Here is a 20,388-nt window from a genome sequence, read left to right as displayed (position 1 = left end):
TGTCGTTACAGAGTAGCAAGGAACATAAAGTGAACGGAATGACCACCACCGCCGTATGTTCCCCTCACCCTAACCCTCTCCCCAGAGGGGCGAGGGGATTGCTCAGTGCTCGCATTAATTTGTGGGGAACCCTCAGCCCTGTGGGAGAGGGAACCGATCGAGCACGTAGGCCCGGTAAGCGCAGCGCCACCGGGCAATTACAGCGCTACTGATTCTCTATCAACAACGCTTCCAGCAGATCCAGATCGTGCAGCAGCTTTTGCAGCGTCTCGTTGCTGATCTGCCGCGTCGCGCGCAGGTGATACAGCTCGGCACGCTCGGAGCGCAGCGCCGCCAGGCGGAAACGGCGCTCGAGGTTCTCTTCCTGCAACGAACTTTCCACGTCGTTACGTCCGTCAGCACGGCGACGCAAATTACCGATCACGCGTGAACTGACTTCCTTCAGCAGCTGGTTATCAATGTTCTCTTCGGCATCGGCGGCCAGACGCTCCTCCATCTTCTCGATGGCGACAATCGCTACTTCCGCCGTCGCCGCACGGGCAATCCGCTCTTCCTTATGCTGCTGCGAGGTGTCACCCGCATCAATATGCTGCAGCAGAATCGGCAGCATAATTACGCCGACAAACAGGGAGAAGAGGATCACGCCCGCCGCCAGGAACACCAGCTCGTAGCGCGCCGGGAAGACGTCGCCCGTCGGCAGAAGCAGAGGAATGGAGAGCACACCAGCAAGGGTGATCGCCCCGCGAACGCCCGCGAAAGAGGCAATCAGCAGCTCGCGCGTGGTCCAGGAGCCGAACTCCATCGGCTTTTTGGTCAGGAAGCGAACGCTGAACTTCTTCATCGTCCACAGCCAGCCGAAACGCACCAGCATCAGCGAAAGGTAGATGAGTACGATATCGGTAAACAGCATCCACACTTCAACGTTTGGATCCGCTTCGGCCGCGATCAGCGAAGATTCCATAATGCCCGGCAGTTGCAGGCCCAACAGCAGGAACACCATGCCGTTAAAGACAAACTCGAGCATCGCCCAGGTACTGTTCGCGCGAAGACGCATCGCCAGCGGCGCCCGGCGCATCACGCCGGAACGGGTGATGGTCATCCCCGCGGCTACCGCCGCCAGAATGCCCGACACGCCGATATGTTCGGCAATCAGGTAAGAGGCGAACGGCAGCAGGAACAGCAGGACGATCTGCGTCGCCGGTTCATCGCCGCCCCAGCGGCTGAGGAAGCGCAGCGAACGACCGTACAGCCAGCTTACAACAAAGCCTGCGAGGATACCGCCAATCGCCACCTTGAAGAATTCGAGGGTTGCACCGCCGACGGTAAAGACCATGGTGCCCATGGCTACCGCCACGGCAAACTTCAGGGCGACCAGGCCGGAAGCGTCGTTCATCAGCGCCTCGCCCTGCAAAATGCCCATGATTTTCTTAGGAATGCGCCCTTCTCCCACAATGCCGGACAGCGCCACGGCGTCGGTCGGCGACAGCACGGCAGCCAGCGCAAAGGCGGGTATAAGCGGGATCCCCGGTACGGCCCAGTAGATCAGGAAACCAATCCCGACCACGGTAACGACCACCAGCGCCAGCGCCAGACCGAAGATCTCTCGCCCGTGCTCAAGAAATTCGCGCGTCGGCGTTTTCCAGCCATCGGCAAACAGCAGCGGCGGGATAAACAGCACGAGGAACAGTTCCGGATCGAACTCCACGTGCAGACCGAACGTCGGCCACGCCAGCAGCGCGCCGATAGCTATTTGCATTAAAGGCAGGGGGACCTGGAAGGGCAGTACGCGTGTAACCACCCCGGATAATGAGACCACAAGGGTCATGATGAGTATTGTGAAGAAAATTTCCATGCGTTCCCTGTTTGCTGTGTTTCTTTTTAAGCCAAACCTGAGGCATCGTGCCTCTTATTCTATCCTCTCCAGAGTAACGTAAAAGACAACGGGATGAGTCCTGAAAATAAAAACGGGCGGCCTGAGCCACCCGTTTTCGCATCAATGGATAACTTAAATTGCCCAGCCGCCCGCGTAGAACGCCACCAGCGCAACGGCGATGACAACGGTACCGATGTTCAGCTTGCGCCACTCACCGGAGACCAGACGCCCAATCACCAGCGAGGCGAAACCGATCATAATGCCGGTCACGATGTTACAGGTCAGCACGATAAAGACCGCGGTGATCAGACCGGACATGGCATCAACAAAGTCAGCAAAGTCGATTTTCGCCACGTTGCTCAGCATCAGCAGGCCGACGTACATCAGCGCAGGTGCGGTCGCGTAAGCTGGCACCAGATAAGAGAGCGGAGAGAGGAACAGGATCAGCAGGAACAGTACGCCAACGGTAATAGCCGTCAGGCCGGTTTTGCCGCCTGCCGCCGTACCCGCTGCGGACTCAATGTACACTGCCGCTGGCGCTGCACCCACCAGGCCAGAGAAAACGCTGCTCAGGGAGTCGGTGGTCAGCGCTTTGCCGCCGTCAATGATCTGGCCGTCTTTGTCCAGCAGGTTAGCCTGCCCCGCCACCGCGCGGATGGTGCCCGTGGCGTCAAACACCGCGGTCATTACCAGCGCCAGCACGCTTGGCAGGATCACCGGGTTCAGCGCGCCCACAATATCCAGGCTGCCAATCAGGGAGTTACCGTTGTCATCGCTCAGCGACGGCATGGCGAAAATCCCGGAGAAATGAACGGACGGGTCGAAAATCAGGCCGACGATGGACACGCCGATAATGGTCAGCAGAATGCCGCCCGGCACTTTCAATTTTTCCAGGCCAATGATCACCGCCAGCCCCACCAGCGACATAATTACCGGGAAGCTCGCGAAGTTACCCAGCGCAACCGGCAGGCCGTCCAGCGGGTTCTTGATGACCAGACCCACGCCGTTGGCGGCGATCAGCAGCAGGAACAGGCCGATGCCGATACCGGTGCCGTGCGCCACGCCCTGCGGCAGGTTGCGCAAAATCCAGCTACGGATGCCGGTAGCAGAGATCACGGTGAACAGTACACCCATCAGGAACACCGCGCCGAGCGCTACCGGGACGCTGATATGCTGGCCCAGCACCAGGCTGAAGGCGGTAAACGCGGTCAGGGAGATGGCGCACCCGATCGCCAGCGGCAGGTTCGCCCACAGGCCCATCACAATCGAACCCACACCCGCAACCAGGCAGGTGGCAACGAAGACCGCCGCTGGCGGGAAACCGGCTTTGCCGAGCATGCCCGGCACCACGATGACGGAGTACACCATCGCCAGAAACGTCGTCAGACCGGCAACAACTTCCTGGCGCACGGTGCTGCCGCGAGCAGAAATTTTAAACATGGCGTCAAGTGAACCGCCGGTACGCGCAGATGGCGTAGACATAGAAAACATCCCCTGAAAATTTTTATTGAAAGTCCGTAAGCGTGGTGGAGACTCCACTGCCAGCGAAACGTCAAATCCTTGTGCTGCGTTTGCGACGAAAGGGGCGTCACAAAAAAAGCAAACGTTTAGCTCCGCGCTTACAAAACGGGTGGTCAAATGTAGGCAAACGATTATCTAGCCTAATACCCGCCCTTTTCAACTGAACTTTCTCGTTTTTCGCTAAAATTTCCTCATGACGATGAAGAATTAAGCAGAGGATGCGCAAACGTTATCGTCCATGCGCAATTTCGTTACATTTCATCCCCCGCCGGGTATCGTCAGCGGGCCGCCTTTCGCAAGCGTTGTCTGCCAGCCCGGACGTGCCTCCACTCTCTGTTTCCACGCCGCTATGTGGTCGAGATTGTCGATGCCGCCTCTCGCCAGCAGGGCGAAGAGGGGAAAACTCATCTGGATGTCCGCCATGGTCAGCGTGTCGCCGGCAAACCAGCTGTTTTCGGCAAGATGATCGTTAATAAAGCGCGCATGCGTTTCCAGCTGGCGGTTGAGATACGCTTTTTGCACCCCCTGCCCCAGCGCCTTACCCAGCGTGCGCAGGCCAAACGGGACGGGGGGTTTGTCGAGGCTGTTAAATACCAGCTTCATTAACAGCAGCGGCATCAAGGACCCTTCGGCGTAATGCAGCCAGAAGCGATACTGCACTTTATGGGCGGGATCTAACGGTTTGAATCGTAACGCCGAATCGTACGTTTCCTGAAGATATTCCAGAATCGCGCCTGATTCAGCCAGAACCAGTCCGTTATCTTCCAGTACCGGGGATTTTCCCAGCGGATGCACTTTTTTGAGCGCGTCTGGTGCGAGCATGGTTTTTTCGCGCTGGTAGCGCACAATCTCATATGTCAGACCCAGTTCTTCCAGCGCCCAGAGGACGCGATGGGAACGAGACTGGTTAAGGTGGTGGACCGTTAGCATGATGTTCTCCGGTGATTCATACTTTTTAACTATAGAAAACTGAACAACTTCACGAAAAAAATTCGGCTAAAATCTCATCATCTCCGGTGGCAAAAACGGCGGCCGGGCATAGAATTAAAGTGTCAGTACAAACCGGAACCTCCTCCACAAGCTCGACACGAGGAGTACTGATGTCGGGGGAAACCCTCCCGTGAGCCAGCGGGATAGAGAGAAAGACAAAGACCGGAAAAAACTAAAGCGCCCTTAGTGGCGCTTTAGTTCTTTATGCTTGTTGCCGGGTGGCGGCTGCGCCTTACCCGGCAAACACCTTTCAATCCTCCTCCAGCAACCGCGCCCCTGTTCCCTGCTCGCCCAGCCTGTCACCCGGGTTACGCAGCGGACAATCGCTACGTGATAAACACCCGCAACCAATGCAGCCATCCAGTTCATCGCGCAGGGCCACCAGCGTGTGAATACGACGATCCAGTTCTTCTCGCCACTGGGACGACAGCTGCTTCCACTCTTTCGCGCTCAGCGAGTGTCCTTCAGGCAATACGCCGAACGCGTCGCCGATGGTAGCCAGGGGGATGCCGATACGTTGCGCAATTTTGATAATCGCCACGTAGCGGAGCACATCGCGGGTATAGCGCCGCTGGTTTCCGGCGTTACGGATACTTTTTATTAACCCTTTGCTTTCATAGAAGTGGAGCGCCGACACCGCCACGCCGCTTCGTTTCGCCACTTCACCGGGGGTTAACAGCGCTTTGATGCGCGGTAATCTCTTTTCCATAAAACCTCTTTACCTCAAGTTAACTTGAGGAATTATACTCCCCCGCAGAGAAAACGACGAATCAACTAGGACAGATGTCTCCACAGAGGGGTAACCTTATGTCGCATCAGCAAATTATTCAGACGCTTATTGAATGGATTGATGAACATATCGACCAGCCGTTGAACATTGATGTGGTCGCTAAGAAGTCGGGCTATTCGAAATGGTATTTACAGAGAATGTTCCGCACCGTAATGCATCAAACGCTGGGTGACTACATTCGCCAGCGCAGGCTCCTGCTGGCGGCGCAGGCGTTACGCTCAACGCAGCGGCCCATTTTTGATATCGCAATGGATCTGGGCTATGTGTCGCAGCAGACCTTTTCCCGCGTCTTCCGCCGCGAGTTTGACCGTACGCCGAGCGACTACCGCCATCAGCTAAATTAATGCGTGTTAACGCAAGGGTTGCTGCTGCCAGGCCATAAATGCCTGGGGCGGCATCGCTTTCGCGAAGTGCCATCCCTGACAATACTGCACGCCACGCTTCAGCAGCCAGCTCACCTGCTCCCCCGTCTCGACCCCTTCCGCAATGGTTTTCAGCCGCAGGCTTTGCGCCATCTCAATGATGTGCTCGGCAATCAGGTGGCTGGTGCTGTTGGTGGTTAAGGTATCGATAAAAGATTTGTCGATTTTCAGGATATCGACGTTCAGCGAATAGAGGTTATGCAGGTTAGAGTAGCCGGTTCCGAAATCATCAATCGCCACTTCATACCCCGCCTGGCGAAACGCCTGAATGACCGGCGTGGTTTTCGGCACGTCAATAAACCCCCGCTCCGTCACCTCAATTTTTATTTGCTGCGCGCGAACCGAGTAAAAGCGGGCTTTGTCGGAGATCAGGGCGATAAGACGCGAAGAGTGAAAATCCGACGCCGACAGGTTAATCGAGACATACAGATCGGGGTGAGCGGCAAGAAAATGGCCCAGATCGGTGAACACCTCCTCCACGACGTAATCCGTAATGCGCTCAATCATCCCCTCTTTTTCGGCCAGGGGAATAAATTCCGCCGGGCTCATAACCTGACCGTTGAATCCTGGCCAGCGCAACAACGCCTCTGCTCCCACGCACTGGTTATTTTTTATATCAATAATGGGCTGATAATGGACGCACAGCTGGCGTTTATTCAGCGCCCGGTGCAGAAGTCGGCCAGGCGAATTGAATTCACGGTGTGTTCGCGACCACACCAGCAAAATAATAATGCTGCAAATCATCCCCAGCGGTAGCGTCAGAGTAGCCTGATGATAAAGCGTTTTATAAAAACGGGCATTGGACGTTGAAACAATAGCCGCAATGGGACGCTGCTCAGATTTCACGATCGTATAAAAACGGTCATCTTTCTGAAAAGTCGTTTCCTGATGTCGGAGCATCGAATGCAATAAAGAAATATCGGCTTTCTGGCTAACAGAAAAGAATGCATTGCTGACGGTGTCATACACTCCCCACGACAGGGAACGATCGTCTGACATCACCTCACTGTACGAAAGCGGGTTGACCACTGCGACATAATTTCCGCGCTGCATATATATCATTTTATAACCATTAAAAAATGGCGTATCGCGAAAATAATAGATAGCAACGTCGGGTTTACGTGTGTAATTGGCAGCGGGGATGATGTAAGGATGATCCGGCGTAAAAAGGGTCGAGCAGAGAAAGTCCTGGCCTTCAGCATAAATTAAATCGGCAACAAAAAGGCGACCGCGGGAAACGTTCAACATATATTGACGATGCTCCGGCGTACACACTTTACCCTGATATTTTTCCGCGTCTTCCCGGGCCATATCAACCTGTTGAATAACCCGTTCAGTTTTGTTTAAAGCAAGTTCAGCAAACGTGCGCAGCTGAGCGCTGATTTCCGACACGGCTCTAAGCTGGGCAAACCATAGCGCAAGCATCACCGGCAGCATAACTACCATGATAATCCCGACCGCTTTGAGCATTTTGCGCCGCGCGCTACGATTCATTTCCCGCTCTGTATCCCTGCATGTTGTACGCCTGTAGCAATGAAGACCGGCTGCTTTGATAAACAGGTGATTACGTTGCATGAATCATGGGAAGTTAGCAACTGACTTTTGGTATTAAAAATCCTAAAATTCGTGATGCCGATAATATTTTCCCGTAAGCCAAACTAAAAGTATTCATTTCGTTTCTGATAAGGATAATAATTACCCGCGACAGGTGTGGAAAATTCGTTGGCTGAAATAGCCTGCTCTTTGTTCTTATGCTGATTTATAAATAATCAGACGCCAGAACCGTTTTTCCTCTTCCCGTACGCTTGGCGTCATATAATGCCTGATCGGCACGCATCAGTATGGCAGAAGTATCCCGTTGCCCGTGACAGACTTCAACCACCCCGGCGCTGAAAGAGAGTACCAGCGTTTTATCGCCCACACGCAGCGGTTTTGAGATCAGCGCGGCACGCAGCCGGGAAGAGAGCAACGTAGCGGCCATACCATCCGTACGCGCCAGCAGAAGAACAAACTCTTCGCCCCCTACCCGTCCCAGTGCCGACCCGGCCGGGCTCACTTCGCGAATACGGTCGCAAAAGTGAATCAATGCCGCATCGCCAACCTGATGTCCCCACCGATCGTTGATCTGCTTGAAATAATCGAGATCGAACATCAGGAGACAGAAATGGCTACTGACATCCTGCGGCGAACTGGCTGCCAGCGCCATTTTGAGCCGCTGTAAAATTGTCGAGCGATTCAGACAGCCCGTCAGATCGTCCGTGGTGGCTTTGACGGTCAGCTGCTGTTCTGCTTTTTTACGTTCGGTGATATCGAGGCCAATATTGAGAATGGAGTTATCCGGTAAAAGGATGTTTGACCAGAGGATGGTTAACGGCGTCCCGTCTTTACGCACCGGGTGCCATTCGTACATATCCTTAAGTGGTGCGAAACGAACCGACTCCTGCACGCGCTGTCGCTCCTCGGGATCCGGGTAAAACAGGGCCAGCGGATCGGGGTGCTCGCCGATTTCAGTCATACTCCAGCCAAAGACTTTTTCGCATTCGGCGTTCCACAATACACACCGGTTATGTCTGTCAAAGGCGTTCATCAATACCGGAGCACGTTCAAATAAAGTTTTATATTGCGTGACGACGCGCTGCATCTCTTGCGCTGTTTTTTCCCGCACGATGATGTCATCAAAATAATCTTTTAGCTTCTCGACCAATACCACCACGATATTTTTCAATATCGGCAACGAGGTCAGTTTTTCATTAAAAGCCAAAAAGAAATAACCACTGCACTGTCTGCCATGCGCTGAGAGTTTACACAGCACGCCGCTTTGCAGCCGCGCATAGCCCGGGTGCTGAGGGGAAAATACCGCCCGGCCAATATGCTCTTTCCAGTAGATAACGCGCCAGGCGCGGTGATGCCGTTGCAACAGGGTGTTGGCAAGAAAATCCGCCACGTTGAAGGCGTGACACGTCACGTCGCCGGCACAAACCACGCGCGGCCCGTCTGCGGATTCGACACTGACCCACGAGAGATTTGCCCCCAGTGCGCTGTTGATGATTTCCAGCATTTCAACCGGCGAACACTGCGCGTTGAGTTGTGGCATCAGCTTCGCCAGGGCGTGCAGAGCCTGCATGCTGTCGTTAATAATCTCGCGTCTTTTTTCTTTCATTATCTTTTCGCAGGTCATTAATCGAGAGAGCAACCGCAATAACTCATATCTGAATAAAAGAATAAGACCACGAAATCAAAGAGTATGCTGAGTGTTAAAAAAGAATAAAAATCCAAAAAAACCAAATAATTCAATGTGATGAATTATTTTTGCGGGTACATTTATTGTTCCACACAAGCATAATCCATAGACATACTGCTGTAAACGCTATACAGCCGAGGGTGTTTTGCAAAGGTTCTGCTATCTGAATGAATTAAAAATAAAAATTCCGGCTAAGCGCCGATCTGAGCGAGTACGATATATTTTCCCCGGTTATAAACCCACTTTTACCTCATACGATACTGGCGAATAAAACAGCGAGTGTGATATAGTTCACACATCTTATGTAACGAGAAACATTGTTTCATTCCAATTCGTCTGTTTTGTCGAGGATGGGTTTTATGGCAACCATTACCACCAGCATGGTGCTCCTGCGCTGGCCGTTGTTGAGCGCGGTTTTGATGTTCCTGGCCAGCACGTTAAACATTCAGTTCCGAAAGTCCGACTACGCAGGTCTTGCTGTGATTAGCACCCTGTTAGGGTTGGGTGCCGCATGCTGGTTCGCGACAGGTTTGCTCGGCATTACGCTGGTGGATATGGCCGCCGTCTGGGAAAACATTAAAGTGGTGATGGTTGAAGCCATGAGCCACACTCCGCCAGACTGGCCGATGGTGATTACCTGATAGCCTGTTATAAAAAAACCCAGACATTGTCTGGGTTTTTTGTGTTTCACGCGTCTGGATATCAGAACGGGATATCGTCGTCGAAGTCCATTGGCGGTTCGTTAGACGGTGCCGGAGCAGACTGCTGCTGAGGACGAGACTGCGCGCCGCCGCTGAACTGATTGCCGCCCTGAGGCTGTTGAGGCTGACCCCAACCGCCCTGCTGCTGGCCGCCACCTGCCGGTGCGCCACCGCCCTGACGACCACCCAGCATCTGCATGGTGCCGCCTACGTTGACCACCACTTCCGTGGTGTATTTTTCCTGACCGGATTGATCGGTCCATTTGCGGGTACGCAGCTGGCCTTCGATATAGACCTGAGAACCCTTACGCAGATACTCACCGGCCACTTCAGCCAGTTTGCCAAACAGCACAACGCGGTGCCATTCGGTCTGCTCTTTCATTTCACCGGTCGCTTTATCACGCCAGGATTCGGAAGTAGCCAGCGTAATGTTGGCAACTGCGCCACCACTCGGCATGTAGCGTACTTCCGGGTCCTGGCCCAGATTACCGACGAGAATCACCTTGTTTACGCCTCTGCTGGCCATGTTCGTGTCTCCTGAATACGTTTCTTAATAGTGTAAACGCGCGAGTGTACCATTTCCATGCGACACTTTGATAGTTGCGTAGCATGTTCCAGAGTTCTCTCGCGGACTCGACATTGTTACACAGTGAATCAGAAAATGCATTCCAATACTGTATATTCAAACAGGTCATTTTGTGTCATAATTAGCCGTTTCTGACAGCCGTTTGTCCTTCAAACAAATCAGGCAATCCGTGTTCCAACCGGGAAAGGTGAATGGATAAGATCGAAGTTCGGGGCGCCCGCACCCACAATCTCAAGAATATCAACCTCATAATCCCTCGCGACAAACTCATCGTCGTGACCGGGCTTTCGGGGTCTGGCAAATCCTCACTGGCTTTCGACACTTTGTATGCCGAAGGACAGCGTCGTTACGTTGAATCGCTCTCGGCGTACGCGCGTCAGTTCCTGTCGCTGATGGAAAAACCGGATGTCGACCACATTGAAGGGTTGTCTCCTGCTATCTCCATTGAGCAGAAATCCACATCGCATAACCCGCGTTCTACGGTCGGTACCATTACCGAAATCCATGACTACCTGCGTCTGCTGTATGCGCGCGTGGGCGAGCCGCGTTGTCCGGATCATGACGTTCCGCTGGCGGCCCAGACCGTCAGCCAGATGGTGGATAACGTGCTGTCTCAGCCGGAAGGCAAACGCCTGATGCTGCTGGCGCCAATCATTAAAGAGCGTAAGGGTGAACACACCAAAACGCTGGAAAACCTGGCAAGCCAGGGCTATATCCGCGCCCGTATCGATGGCGAAGTGTGTGACCTGTCCGATCCGCCAAAGCTGGAGCTGCAAAAGAAACACACCATCGAAGTGGTGATTGACCGCTTTAAGGTACGTGAAGATCTGGCGACGCGTCTGGCGGAATCCTTTGAAACGGCGCTGGAACTGTCGGGCGGCACGGCGGTGGTGTCAGACATGGACGATGCGAAAGCGGAAGAGCTGCTCTTCTCCGCCAACTTCGCCTGCCCGATTTGCGGCTACAGCATGCGCGAGCTGGAACCGCGTCTGTTCTCGTTCAACAACCCGGCGGGCGCGTGTCCGACCTGTGACGGCCTCGGCGTTCAGCAATATTTCGACCCGGACCGCGTGATCCAGAACCCGGAGCTGTCGCTGGCGGGTGGCGCCATTCGCGGCTGGGATAAGCGTAATTTTTACTACTTCCAGATGCTGAAATCGCTGGCAGAGCACTATAAGTTCGACGTTGAAGCCCCGTGGGCCAGCCTGAGCGCGAACGTACATAAAGTGATCCTGTTCGGTTCCGGCAAAGAGAACATCGAGTTCAAGTACATGAACGATCGCGGTGACACTTCCGTGCGTCGCCACCCGTTCGAAGGGGTGCTGCACAACATGGAGCGCCGCTACAAAGAGACCGAATCCAGCGCGGTGCGCGAGGAGCTGGCGAAGTTCATCAGCAACCGCTCCTGCGCCACCTGCGAGGGTACACGTCTGCGTCGCGAAGCGCGTCACGTGTTTGTCGAAAACACGGCGCTGCCGACCATCTCAGACATGAGCATCGGCCACGCGATGGACTTCTTCAACAACCTGAAGCTCTCCGGCCAGCGCGCGAAAATCGCCGAAAAAGTGCTGAAAGAGATCGGCGATCGCCTCAAGTTCCTCGTGAACGTCGGCCTGAACTACCTGACGCTTTCCCGATCGGCTGAAACGCTCTCCGGCGGTGAAGCCCAGCGTATCCGCCTGGCGAGCCAGATTGGCGCGGGCTTAGTCGGCGTGATGTACGTGCTGGATGAGCCGTCTATCGGCCTGCACCAGCGCGACAACGAACGCCTGCTCGGCACGCTGGTTCACCTGCGTAACCTTGGCAACACGGTGATTGTGGTTGAGCACGACGAAGACGCCATTCGCGCCGCAGACCACGTGATCGACATCGGCCCGGGCGCTGGCGTGCACGGCGGACAGGTGGTGGCAGAAGGGACGCTGAAAGACATTATGGCGGTGCCCGAGTCGCTGACCGGCCAGTACATGAGCGGCAAGCGCAAAATTGAAGTGCCAAAACAGCGCGTGGCGGCGAACCCGGAAAAAGTGCTGAAGCTAACCGGGGCGCGCGGCAACAACCTGAAAGACGTGACCCTGACGCTGCCTGTCGGGCTGTTTACCTGCATCACCGGCGTGTCCGGTTCCGGTAAATCGACGCTGATCAACGATACGCTGTTCCCGATTGCGCAGACGGCGCTGAACGGCGCGACGCTGGCCGAGCCTGCACCGTACCGCGACATTCAGGGGCTGGAGCATTTCGACAAGGTTATCGATATCGATCAGAGCCCGATTGGCCGCACCCCACGTTCCAACCCGGCGACCTATACTGGCGTCTTTACGCCCGTCCGTGAACTCTTCGCGGGTGTACCGGAAGCGCGTTCGCGCGGCTACACGCCAGGACGTTTCAGCTTTAACGTGCGCGGCGGCCGCTGTGAAGCGTGCCAGGGCGACGGCGTAATCAAGGTTGAGATGCACTTCCTGCCGGATATCTACGTGCCGTGCGACCAGTGCAAAGGCAAGCGCTATAACCGCGAAACGCTGGAGATTAAGTACAAAGGCAAGACCATCCACGAAGTGCTGGATATGACCATCGAAGAGGCGCGCGAGTTCTTTGACGCCGTCCCTGCGCTGGCGCGTAAGCTGCAAACCCTGATGGATGTGGGTCTGACCTATATTCGTCTGGGGCAGTCAGCGACAACGCTGTCCGGCGGTGAAGCGCAGCGCGTGAAGCTGGCGCGTGAGCTGTCCAAACGCGGTACCGGTCAGACGCTGTACATTCTGGACGAGCCGACCACCGGCCTGCATTTTGCGGATATCCAGCAGCTGCTGGACGTGCTGCACCAGTTGCGCGATCAGGGCAACACCATCGTGGTGATTGAGCACAACCTGGACGTGATTAAAACCGCGGACTGGATTGTCGATCTCGGCCCGGAAGGCGGCAGCGGCGGCGGTGAAATCCTCGTCTCCGGTACGCCAGAGACCGTTGCAGAGTGCGAAGCCTCGCACACCGCGCGCTTCCTCAAACCGTTGCTGTAATCGTTACACGGAGAGCTGCTGTCGGATCGTTTCCGGCAGCAGTTCTACCGCCTGTTGATACGACGCATCTACCAGGTAGTAAATTTGCGAATCTGGCAGCGAGCCGTCGAGAATCACCGTACTCCAGTGTGCTTTATTCAGATGCTTGCTTGGCCTGACATCATCGTGCTGCTGGCGCAGTAAGTCGGCCAGTTCAGGACTGGTTTTCAGCGATGCCGCAGGACGTCCCTCAACCTCTTTTACCATCGCGAACAACACATCACCCACTTTGATCTGCGTGGCTTTCCAGTCGCTGTGAACGCTCTGTTCTGCGCCCGGCTTGCTCATGCAGTACTGAAGTATCTCCGAAATTGTCATCTTTATTCCCCTTGTAGCGTTGCGATAATTTTACGCGAACCACCGTGAATGCGATGTTCTCCCAGCCAGATCCCCTGCCACGTTCCCAGCAGTAGCCGTCCGTTGTGGACCGGCAGCATCAACGAGACCCCCAGCAAAGAGGATTTGATGTGCGAAGGCATATCATCCGCCCCCTCGTAATCATGGTCATACGGGGCGTTATCCGGGACGGTTTTCAGAAAATGCCGCTCCATGTCAGACCGGACGGTGGGATCGCAATTTTCATTGAGCGTGAGAGAAGCAGACGTGTGCTGAAGCAGCAGATGCAGCAAACCCGTTTTGACGCGCGGCAGGTCGCGGATTTGCCCGATGACTTCGTCCGTCACCAGGTGAAATCCGCGTGGTTTTGCGCTTAAGGTCAGGGTCTGTTGATACCACATGTGCTGCTCCGTGTTGAAAGATGAATCTTTCTAAGTGTGCAGCAAGAAAGCGAAAGGTAAAACCCGCGCGGCGAGATTTGCTTAAAAAAGCATTCACCCCGCGTTAATGCATCAGTATTCGGAGTTAACGATCACCTCTTCACCAAATTTACCGGCCATTGGCAGCGGTCGGTAGGTGGAGTTCGAGGCGCGTAACACCCGGATGCCTCTTGCTCCCACGTCGTGCGCCGCGGTGATGTCGTTATCTGAATCACCGTAGAACACCTTGATATTTTTCTTTTCCAGCCACTGGGTTTTGGTGTTTTGCCCTTCCTGGTCCCCGGCAAAAATGACCGGATTCATGCTGGCCGCCGGGATCAGAAAATCATCCTGTAGCGTTTTCGAGACGGTTTCGGTTTTGGTCTGGCTACGTCCTGTCACGAAGTAAATGCTGTCGCCGCGCTTTACGTGCATGGCGATCAGCGCGCGGGCAACCTCTTTCGGGATACTGAACTCATCCCAGCCGTTGTTCATCTTTTCCCAGAATTCCGGGTTTTTCAGATAGGCTTCGCTGTCCGGGGAGTACGTTTTTTTGCCGCGCCAGAAACCGGGGCTGGAGAAGAGAACGGTATCGTCAATATCGAAGCCCACGGCCATCGGCGGGCGACCCGTCAGGCTGTTTTCGATTTGTGCCACTGAAACCCAATGAATGGGGGCCTGTTCGGCAAGAATGGCGGCGGTGGTTCCGGTGTAAAGCGGCGTGGGTGCAGAAGCCCGCGCAACAACGGTACTATTAAGCGAGAACAATAAGCAGGCGGCGCTGAGCGCCAGTGTGATCTTGCGCATGTTTTCCCCTGAATATTCAGTTTGTTATCTTTTTATTTTGAGCGAATGGTCAAAAACTATCCGACCATAACCCCAGCGGGAGGGGAAGAAAAGGAGTTTTTGCTTATGAAGCTGAATAAAAAGAAGACGATCACAAAGTGTGGATGAGTGATGTAGGCCCGGTAAGGCGCAGCCGCCACCGGGCAAGATTTTCTGCGGCCTGATGCCCTCACCCCAGCCCTCTCCCACAGGGAGAGGGAGATAATAAGTAGTGAGTACTTACATCACAGCTGCAAACGCCTGCGCCACGCGCTGGACGTTGCCAGCATTCAGCCCCGCCACACACATACGGCCGCTGGCGATCAGGTAGACACCGAACTCTTCCCGCAGGCGATCGACCTGCGCCGCGCTCAGTCCGGTATAGCTGAACATCCCGCGCTGCTTGAGAAGATAATCAAAGTTATGTCCAGGCACGGCTTCTTTCAGAACGTTAACCAGCTCCTGACGCATCGACAGGATGCGCTTACGCATGCCTTCCACTTCCGCAAGCCAGGTGGCTTTCAGCTGATCATCGCCCAGTACGGTCGCGACCACCTGCGCACCAAAGTTCGGCGGGCTGGAGTAAATACGGCGGACCGTCGCTTTCAGCTGACCGAGTACGCGTCCCGCGGCTTCGGCGTCTTCACACACCACGGACAGACCGCCGACGCGCTCGCCGTAGAGGGAGAAGATTTTTGAGAAAGAGTTGCTGACCAGCGCAGGCAGACCCGCGCTGGCAATCGCGCGAATGGCGTAGGCGTCCTCCTCCATGCCCGCCCCAAAGCCCTGATAGGCGATGTCGAGGAACGGGATCAGGTTACGCGCCTTCAGTACCTCGATCACCGCATCCCACTGGGCATTGGTGAGGTCCGCACCGGTCGGGTTATGGCAGCACGGATGCAGCAATACGATACTGCGCTCCGGCAGGGTGTTCAGTTTTTCCAGCAGCGCATCAACGCGTACTCCGTTGGTTTCGCTGTCGAACCATGGATAGGTCGCAACCTTAAAGCCCGCGCCTTCAAAGATGGCCACGTGGTTTTCCCACGTCGGGTCGCTGACCCACACGCCGGAATCCGGGAAGTACTTTTTCAGGAAATCTGCGCCTACCTTCAGCGCACCCGAGCCACCCAGCGTCTGGATAGTCGCTACACGCTTTTGCGCGAGCACCGCGTGATCCGCACCAAACAGCAGCGGCGCAATGGTATTACGGTAGGTATTTAACCCTTCCATCGGCAGATAAAGCGAAGCCCCGTGCGGGGTTGCGTTAAGACGCGCTTCGGCTTCGGCAACGGCTTTCAGTTGAGGAATGATGCCGTCCTCGTTGTAATAAAGACCGATGCTGAGGTTCACTTTGTCGCTGCGAGGATCTTCTTTGAAACGCTCCATCAAGGAGAGGATAGGGTCGCCGGCGTAGGCGTCTACTTTCTGAAACACGCGATGTTCTCCGGATTGTTATGAGGCAGGATTTTCAACAATAAACCGGAAGCAGGAGAAGGTCGAGAAGGTTATGAAAACCGTTTCTGGATATGCCCACGAATTTGTTCGATACGCTCAGACGTCGACCCTGTGACGCGTAAATACGGGATGTTTCGGCGCGCCAGTTCAGCGATATACCACGACTGCTGCCTGCGGCGAAACGCCGCGCCTTGCCTGGTACCGTCCTGTACAAAGGGAAATTCATCGCCGCACAGTACAACCAGCGAATAGTCCCGCCCGGCTAAGTCGTGCAGCGCCTGAGGCGCCGAGCCATACTGGTCGAGGGTATAAAACAGCGTGGTTAAGGGCGACGTATCACAAATCAGATAAGGCGCCGTGCTGGCTGCGTCCTCACGCCGCACCTGCTCGCGCGCAATATGCAGGAGATCGTCGCATTCCAGTACTCCGTTCTTTTCTTCCCAGTATTCGCGCCCGAACTCAGCGACATAGGGCGCGTTAAGCGCTGCTGCCAACGCCTGGGAAAGCGTGCTTTTGCCCGTCGACTCGCCGCCCAATAAGCAAATTCGAAAGACAAAACTCCGGTAAACCTCCGCCGAGAGCATCTCGCGGTAGCGATGAACATCAGAGCGAATAAGCGTGCCTGAGGGCGCATCAGGGCCCTCCGGGCGCTGAAGCCGCACGTGCGTGACCGGTTTGCCAAAACGCTGGCTTAATACGCGGGCAAAGCCATCGCCGTAATCCTCCGCAGTGAATACGGCGTCCGGTCGGCAGTGAAAGAAGCGTTCGCACAGGGTAGCCACGTAGTGTCGGTGGCGATCGGCATCTGCGTCGTTGGGCGGCGGCGGTTCAATATCATGGCCCGCCGCGATCTCTGGCGAAAACACCAGGTGACGACACCGCGGGAAACGCGTCTGTAGCCACTGAAGGCGCTTTTCGGGTTCGCACCCCGGCATTTCCGGTAGCGAATAGCTGATGATAAATACCGTCTCGCACCGGGCAAGCGCAGCGTTGATAAGCAATTCATGTCCTGCGTGTAAGGGCGCGAACTTGCCGACAATCAGACCCTCTGCGTAAGGTTTCATCGCGCGCGGATCTCCTTACGCCATTGATATAAACCGTGCCAGGCGTTAAACCAGAACACCAAATACAGAACCGCGGTCAAATGCAGGCCCCTCATCGCATACAGCGGCACGGCAAGGGTATTGACGGCAAGCCAGACGTACCAGTTCTCCAGGCGTCGGCCCATTAGCATGAACTGCGCCAGGATGCTGAAGGTTAAAATAATGGAGTCCAGCCAGGGCGCCCAGGCGTTGGTATACCGATGCAATAAAAGCCCGTACAGCGCCGCTACTGCCACGGCACAGGCCAGCAGAAGGAGAAAATGTCTGGGGCGGGTTCGCCGCACCGGCAATACCTCTCCCCGGTTTCCTTTCAGCCAGTGCACCCAACCCGTTATGCTCGTGATAATGAAAAAGAGCTGTAGGGTAACATCGGCATAGAGCTGCACTGAATAGAAGACCCAGGCGTATAGCCCGCTGCCGAGAATACCGATCCACCACGTGTTGATATTATTTCTGGCCGCCAGCCAGACAGAGAGCGCATAGGCCAGACAAGCAGCCATTTCAGATGGTGACATATCCCTTCCCGGATACTGTGATTAGTCGACGTATTTCATCGCTACCCTTGAGGTAAGGCGCGTAATAAGTTCGTAAGCACTCACTTTTGTTATTTCAGCAATACGCTCTACCGGCAGGCCTTCGCCCCACATCACCGCATCGTCCCCCGCTTTATCCTGCGCGTCGGGTCCCAGATCGACACAAATCATGTCCATCGCCACACGGCCGACAATCTTCACTTCGCGACCATTGACCAGTACCGGCGTACCCGTTGGCGCGGCGCGCGGATAGCCGTCGCCGTAGCCCATCGCTACCACGCCAAGCCGCGTGTCGCGCTCACTCGTCCAGGTGCCGCCGTAACCTACCGGCTCGCCTGCTTTGTGCTCACGCACGGCAATCAGCTTTGAAACCAGCGACATCACCGGCTTAAAGCCGAAGTCCGGTCCCCAGGGTTTGTTCTCAAGCGGGGAAACGCCATACAGGATAATCCCCGGACGCGCCCAGTCGAAGTGCGACTGCGGCCACAGCAGAAGGCCGCCGGACGCCGCAATGGAGCGCATCCCCGGTTTGCCTTCGCAGAAGGTGGTGAAGATATCAAGCTGCTGTTCCGTTGCGCCGCATTCAGGCTCATCGGCGCGGGCAAAGTGGCTGACGATATTCACCGGCTGACGCACGTTCTTGCACTGGCACAACCGCTGATAAAACGCTTCGGCATTCTCCGGGCGCACGCCCAGGCGGTGCATGCCCGTGTCGAGCTTCATCCACACGGTGACCGGCTCGCTCAGTTCGGCCGTTTCCAGCGCGGCCAGCTGTTCTTCGTTATGCACCGCCGTCTGCAGGTGCTGATCGGCAATGGTCGGCAGGTCCGAGGCTTCAAAAAAGCCTTCGAGGAGCAGAATCGGTTGCGTAATTCCACCTGCGCGCAGGCGGAGAGCTTCTTCGAGACGGGCGACGCCAAAAGCGTCGGCATCGGGGAGCGTTCGCGCGGTCTCAAGAAGACCGTGTCCGTAAGCGTTCGCTTTCACGACTGCAACGAGCTTACTGGCGGGCGCCAGTTCTCGCAGACGTTGCAGGTTGTGTCGCAGAGCGCGGCGGTTAATCACAACAGTTGCCGCTTGCATTTGAATTCCTTAGAAATTACTCATCATCATATTGAGGACCGGCATAGTTGTCGAAACGCGACCACTGGCCGTTAAAGGTCAGACGTACCGTACCGATGGGGCCGTTACGTTGCTTACCAATAATAATTTCGGCGATCCCTTTCAGATCGCTGTTCTCGTGATAAACCTCATCACGGTAGATGAACATGATTAAGTCGGCATCCTGCTCGATGGAGCCGGATTCACGCAGGTCGGAGTTGACCGGTCGCTTGTCTGCACGTTGTTCCAGAGAACGGTTTAGCTGCGACAGCGCCACCACCGGCACGTGCAGCTCTTTGGCTAACGCTTTGAGCGAGCGGGAAATTTCGGCAATCTCCAGCGTACGGTTGTCGGAAAGCGACGGAACGCGCATCAGCTGAAGGTAGTCGATCATGATGAGACCGATACCACCGTGTTCACGGGCGATACGGCGCGCGCGGGAGCGCACTTCCGTCGGCGTCAGGCCGGAGGAGTCATCAATATAGATGTTCCGTTTTTCCAGCAAAATCCCCATGGTGCCGGAGATCCGCGCCCAGTCCTCATCGTCGAGCTGACCGGTACGGATGCGGGTCTGATCCACACGCGACAGGGATGCCAGAGAACGCATCATGATCTGTTCTGAGGGCATCTCAAGACTGAAGATAAGAACCGGTTTATCCTGCAACATCGCCGCGTTTTCGACGAGGTTCATCGCAAATGTCGTTTTACCCATCGACGGACGCGCCGCGACGATAATCAAATCCGATGGCTGAAGACCTGCCGTTTTCTTGTTGAGATCGTCATAACCGGTGTTCACCCCCGTCACGCCATCGTGCGGCTGCTGGAAAAGCTGCTCAATACGCGCAACGGTGGCGTCGAGCACATCGGCGATGTTTTTCGGGCCTTCGTCTTTGTTCGCACGGCTTTCGGCGATTTTAAAGACGCGGGACTCGGCAAGATCAAGTAGATCTTCGCTGGTACGCCCCTGGGGATCGAAACCGGCCTCGGCGATCTCATTCGCCACCGAGATCATCTCGCGGACAACGGCACGTTCACGGACGATATCAGCGTAAGCGCTGATGTTCGCGGCACTTGGCGTGTTTTTTGACAGTTCTGCCAGATAGGCAAACCCGCCGACACTGTCGAGCTGTCCCAGACGCTCCAGCGATTCTGCGAGTGTAATCAGGTCGATCGGGCTGCCCGACTCCTGCAAACGCGCCATTTCAGTAAAGATGTGGCGGTGCGGGCGGGTATAGAAGTCTTCCGCAACAACGCGCTCGGCGACGTCGTCCCAGCGTTCGTTATCCAGCATTAAACCGCCCAACACCGACTGTTCCGCTTCAATCGAGTGCGGCGGGACTTTTAACCCGGCGACCTGATAATCACGTTCACGGGGTTCAGTCTGTTTGTTGAAGGGTTTGTTTCCTGCCATAGTGAATGGAGTTACCGAGATAAAGAGT

General features: G+C 55.4%; 18 protein-coding genes. 3 read left to right on the top strand and 15 right to left on the bottom strand.

Annotated features, from left to right (window positions below; genetic code table 11):
• Positions 1 to 205: 205 nt before the first annotated feature.
• The 4 genes from ACOT1A_RS21605 to soxR all read right to left on the bottom strand — a co-directional run bounded on the left by ACOT1A_RS21605 (position 206) and on the right by soxR (position 5,093).
• Positions 206 to 1,852, bottom strand: coding sequence for a Na+/H+ antiporter (locus tag ACOT1A_RS21605; protein ID WP_022646758.1), 1,647 nt, complete (start codon positions 1,850 to 1,852; stop codon positions 206 to 208).
• A 153-nt stretch (positions 1,853 to 2,005) separates the two neighbouring features.
• Positions 2,006 to 3,355, bottom strand: a complete 1,350-nt coding sequence (gene ghxP, locus ACOT1A_RS21600) for a guanine/hypoxanthine transporter GhxP (RefSeq protein WP_022646757.1) — start codon at positions 3,353 to 3,355, stop codon at positions 2,006 to 2,008.
• Between the two features lie 297 nt (positions 3,356 to 3,652).
• The gene (locus ACOT1A_RS21595) at positions 3,653 to 4,324 is read right to left on the bottom strand and encodes a glutathione S-transferase family protein (RefSeq protein ID WP_276170365.1); all 672 of its coding nucleotides are present in this window, start codon (positions 4,322 to 4,324) and stop codon (positions 3,653 to 3,655) included.
• Between the two features lie 310 nt (positions 4,325 to 4,634).
• Positions 4,635 to 5,093 (bottom strand): redox-sensitive transcriptional activator SoxR, encoded by a 459-nt coding sequence (gene soxR, locus ACOT1A_RS21590; RefSeq protein ID WP_003860275.1) that lies wholly within the window; start codon positions 5,091 to 5,093, stop codon positions 4,635 to 4,637.
• A gap of 98 nt (positions 5,094 to 5,191) precedes the next feature.
• Between soxR and soxS the strand changes: the two genes are divergently transcribed.
• Positions 5,192 to 5,518 (top strand): superoxide response transcriptional regulator SoxS, encoded by a 327-nt coding sequence (soxS, locus tag ACOT1A_RS21585; protein ID WP_003860277.1) that lies wholly within the window; start codon positions 5,192 to 5,194, stop codon positions 5,516 to 5,518.
• 6 nt (positions 5,519 to 5,524) lie between these two features.
• Here soxS and ACOT1A_RS21580 read toward each other — a convergent pair whose 3' ends face one another.
• Both ACOT1A_RS21580 and ACOT1A_RS21575 read right to left on the bottom strand, forming a co-directional pair.
• Positions 5,525 to 7,090 carry an EAL domain-containing protein gene (locus ACOT1A_RS21580; protein WP_063147067.1) on the bottom strand — a complete coding sequence of 522 codons (1,566 nt, stop codon included), beginning with the start codon at positions 7,088 to 7,090 and terminating at the stop codon, positions 5,525 to 5,527.
• 265 nt (positions 7,091 to 7,355) lie between these two features.
• Complete coding sequence (locus ACOT1A_RS21575; RefSeq protein WP_276170364.1) at positions 7,356 to 8,756, bottom strand: sensor domain-containing diguanylate cyclase; 1,401 nt, start codon at positions 8,754 to 8,756, stop codon at positions 7,356 to 7,358.
• Positions 8,757 to 9,196: 440 nt separating this feature from the next.
• Here ACOT1A_RS21575 and ACOT1A_RS21570 point away from each other — a divergent pair, with 440 nt between their 5' ends.
• On the top strand, positions 9,197 to 9,478 hold the full coding sequence (locus ACOT1A_RS21570) for a YjcB family protein (protein WP_022646751.1): 282 nt from the start codon (positions 9,197 to 9,199) through the stop codon (positions 9,476 to 9,478).
• A 61-nt stretch (positions 9,479 to 9,539) separates the two neighbouring features.
• Here ACOT1A_RS21570 and ssb1 read toward each other — a convergent pair whose 3' ends face one another.
• Complete coding sequence (gene ssb1, locus ACOT1A_RS21565; protein WP_003860284.1) at positions 9,540 to 10,064, bottom strand: single-stranded DNA-binding protein SSB1; 525 nt, start codon at positions 10,062 to 10,064, stop codon at positions 9,540 to 9,542.
• A gap of 251 nt (positions 10,065 to 10,315) precedes the next feature.
• Between ssb1 and uvrA the strand changes: the two genes are divergently transcribed.
• The gene (uvrA, locus tag ACOT1A_RS21560; RefSeq protein ID WP_003860287.1) at positions 10,316 to 13,138 is read left to right on the top strand and encodes an excinuclease ABC subunit UvrA; all 2,823 of its coding nucleotides are present in this window, start codon (positions 10,316 to 10,318) and stop codon (positions 13,136 to 13,138) included.
• Positions 13,139 to 13,141: 3 nt separating this feature from the next.
• Here the strand turns inward: uvrA and ACOT1A_RS21555 are convergent, their stop codons facing one another.
• The 8 genes from ACOT1A_RS21555 to dnaB form a co-directional block, all read right to left on the bottom strand.
• The gene (locus tag ACOT1A_RS21555; RefSeq protein WP_108368014.1) at positions 13,142 to 13,495 is read right to left on the bottom strand and encodes an MmcQ/YjbR family DNA-binding protein; all 354 of its coding nucleotides are present in this window, start codon (positions 13,493 to 13,495) and stop codon (positions 13,142 to 13,144) included.
• Positions 13,496 to 13,497: 2 nt separating this feature from the next.
• Positions 13,498 to 13,914: a secondary thiamine-phosphate synthase enzyme YjbQ gene (locus tag ACOT1A_RS21550; RefSeq protein ID WP_023299095.1), complete on the bottom strand. Its 417-nt coding sequence runs from the start codon at positions 13,912 to 13,914 to the stop codon at positions 13,498 to 13,500.
• A 111-nt stretch (positions 13,915 to 14,025) separates the two neighbouring features.
• Positions 14,026 to 14,739 carry an acid phosphatase AphA gene (gene aphA / locus ACOT1A_RS21545; protein ID WP_003860292.1) on the bottom strand — a complete coding sequence of 238 codons (714 nt, stop codon included), beginning with the start codon at positions 14,737 to 14,739 and terminating at the stop codon, positions 14,026 to 14,028.
• A gap of 258 nt (positions 14,740 to 14,997) precedes the next feature.
• Positions 14,998 to 16,191, bottom strand: a complete 1,194-nt coding sequence (gene tyrB, locus ACOT1A_RS21540; RefSeq protein ID WP_022646748.1) for an aromatic amino acid transaminase — start codon at positions 16,189 to 16,191, stop codon at positions 14,998 to 15,000.
• 71 nt (positions 16,192 to 16,262) lie between these two features.
• The gene (locus tag ACOT1A_RS21535) at positions 16,263 to 17,276 is read right to left on the bottom strand and encodes an AAA family ATPase (protein WP_063150899.1); all 1,014 of its coding nucleotides are present in this window, start codon (positions 17,274 to 17,276) and stop codon (positions 16,263 to 16,265) included.
• On the bottom strand, positions 17,273 to 17,830 hold the full coding sequence (gene pnuC, locus ACOT1A_RS21530; RefSeq protein WP_038415071.1) for a nicotinamide riboside transporter PnuC: 558 nt from the start codon (positions 17,828 to 17,830) through the stop codon (positions 17,273 to 17,275). The genes ACOT1A_RS21535 and pnuC overlap by 4 nt, the downstream gene beginning before the upstream one ends.
• A gap of 21 nt (positions 17,831 to 17,851) precedes the next feature.
• A complete protein-coding gene (gene alr / locus ACOT1A_RS21525) occupies positions 17,852 to 18,931 on the bottom strand; it encodes an alanine racemase (RefSeq protein WP_063150901.1) in 1,080 nt (359 codons plus the stop codon).
• A gap of 16 nt (positions 18,932 to 18,947) precedes the next feature.
• Positions 18,948 to 20,360, bottom strand: coding sequence for a replicative DNA helicase (gene dnaB, locus ACOT1A_RS21520; RefSeq protein WP_003860298.1), 1,413 nt, complete (start codon positions 20,358 to 20,360; stop codon positions 18,948 to 18,950).
• Positions 20,361 to 20,388: the final 28 nt, after the last annotated feature.

The organism is Enterobacter cloacae complex sp. SYL003 (assembly GCF_049236925.1).
GTDB classification, from domain to species: domain Bacteria; phylum Pseudomonadota; class Gammaproteobacteria; order Enterobacterales; family Enterobacteriaceae; genus Enterobacter; species Enterobacter intestinihominis.
The sequence above is the reverse complement of the archived record's forward strand: the minus strand, read 5'-3'. Positions and strand labels throughout refer to the sequence as shown.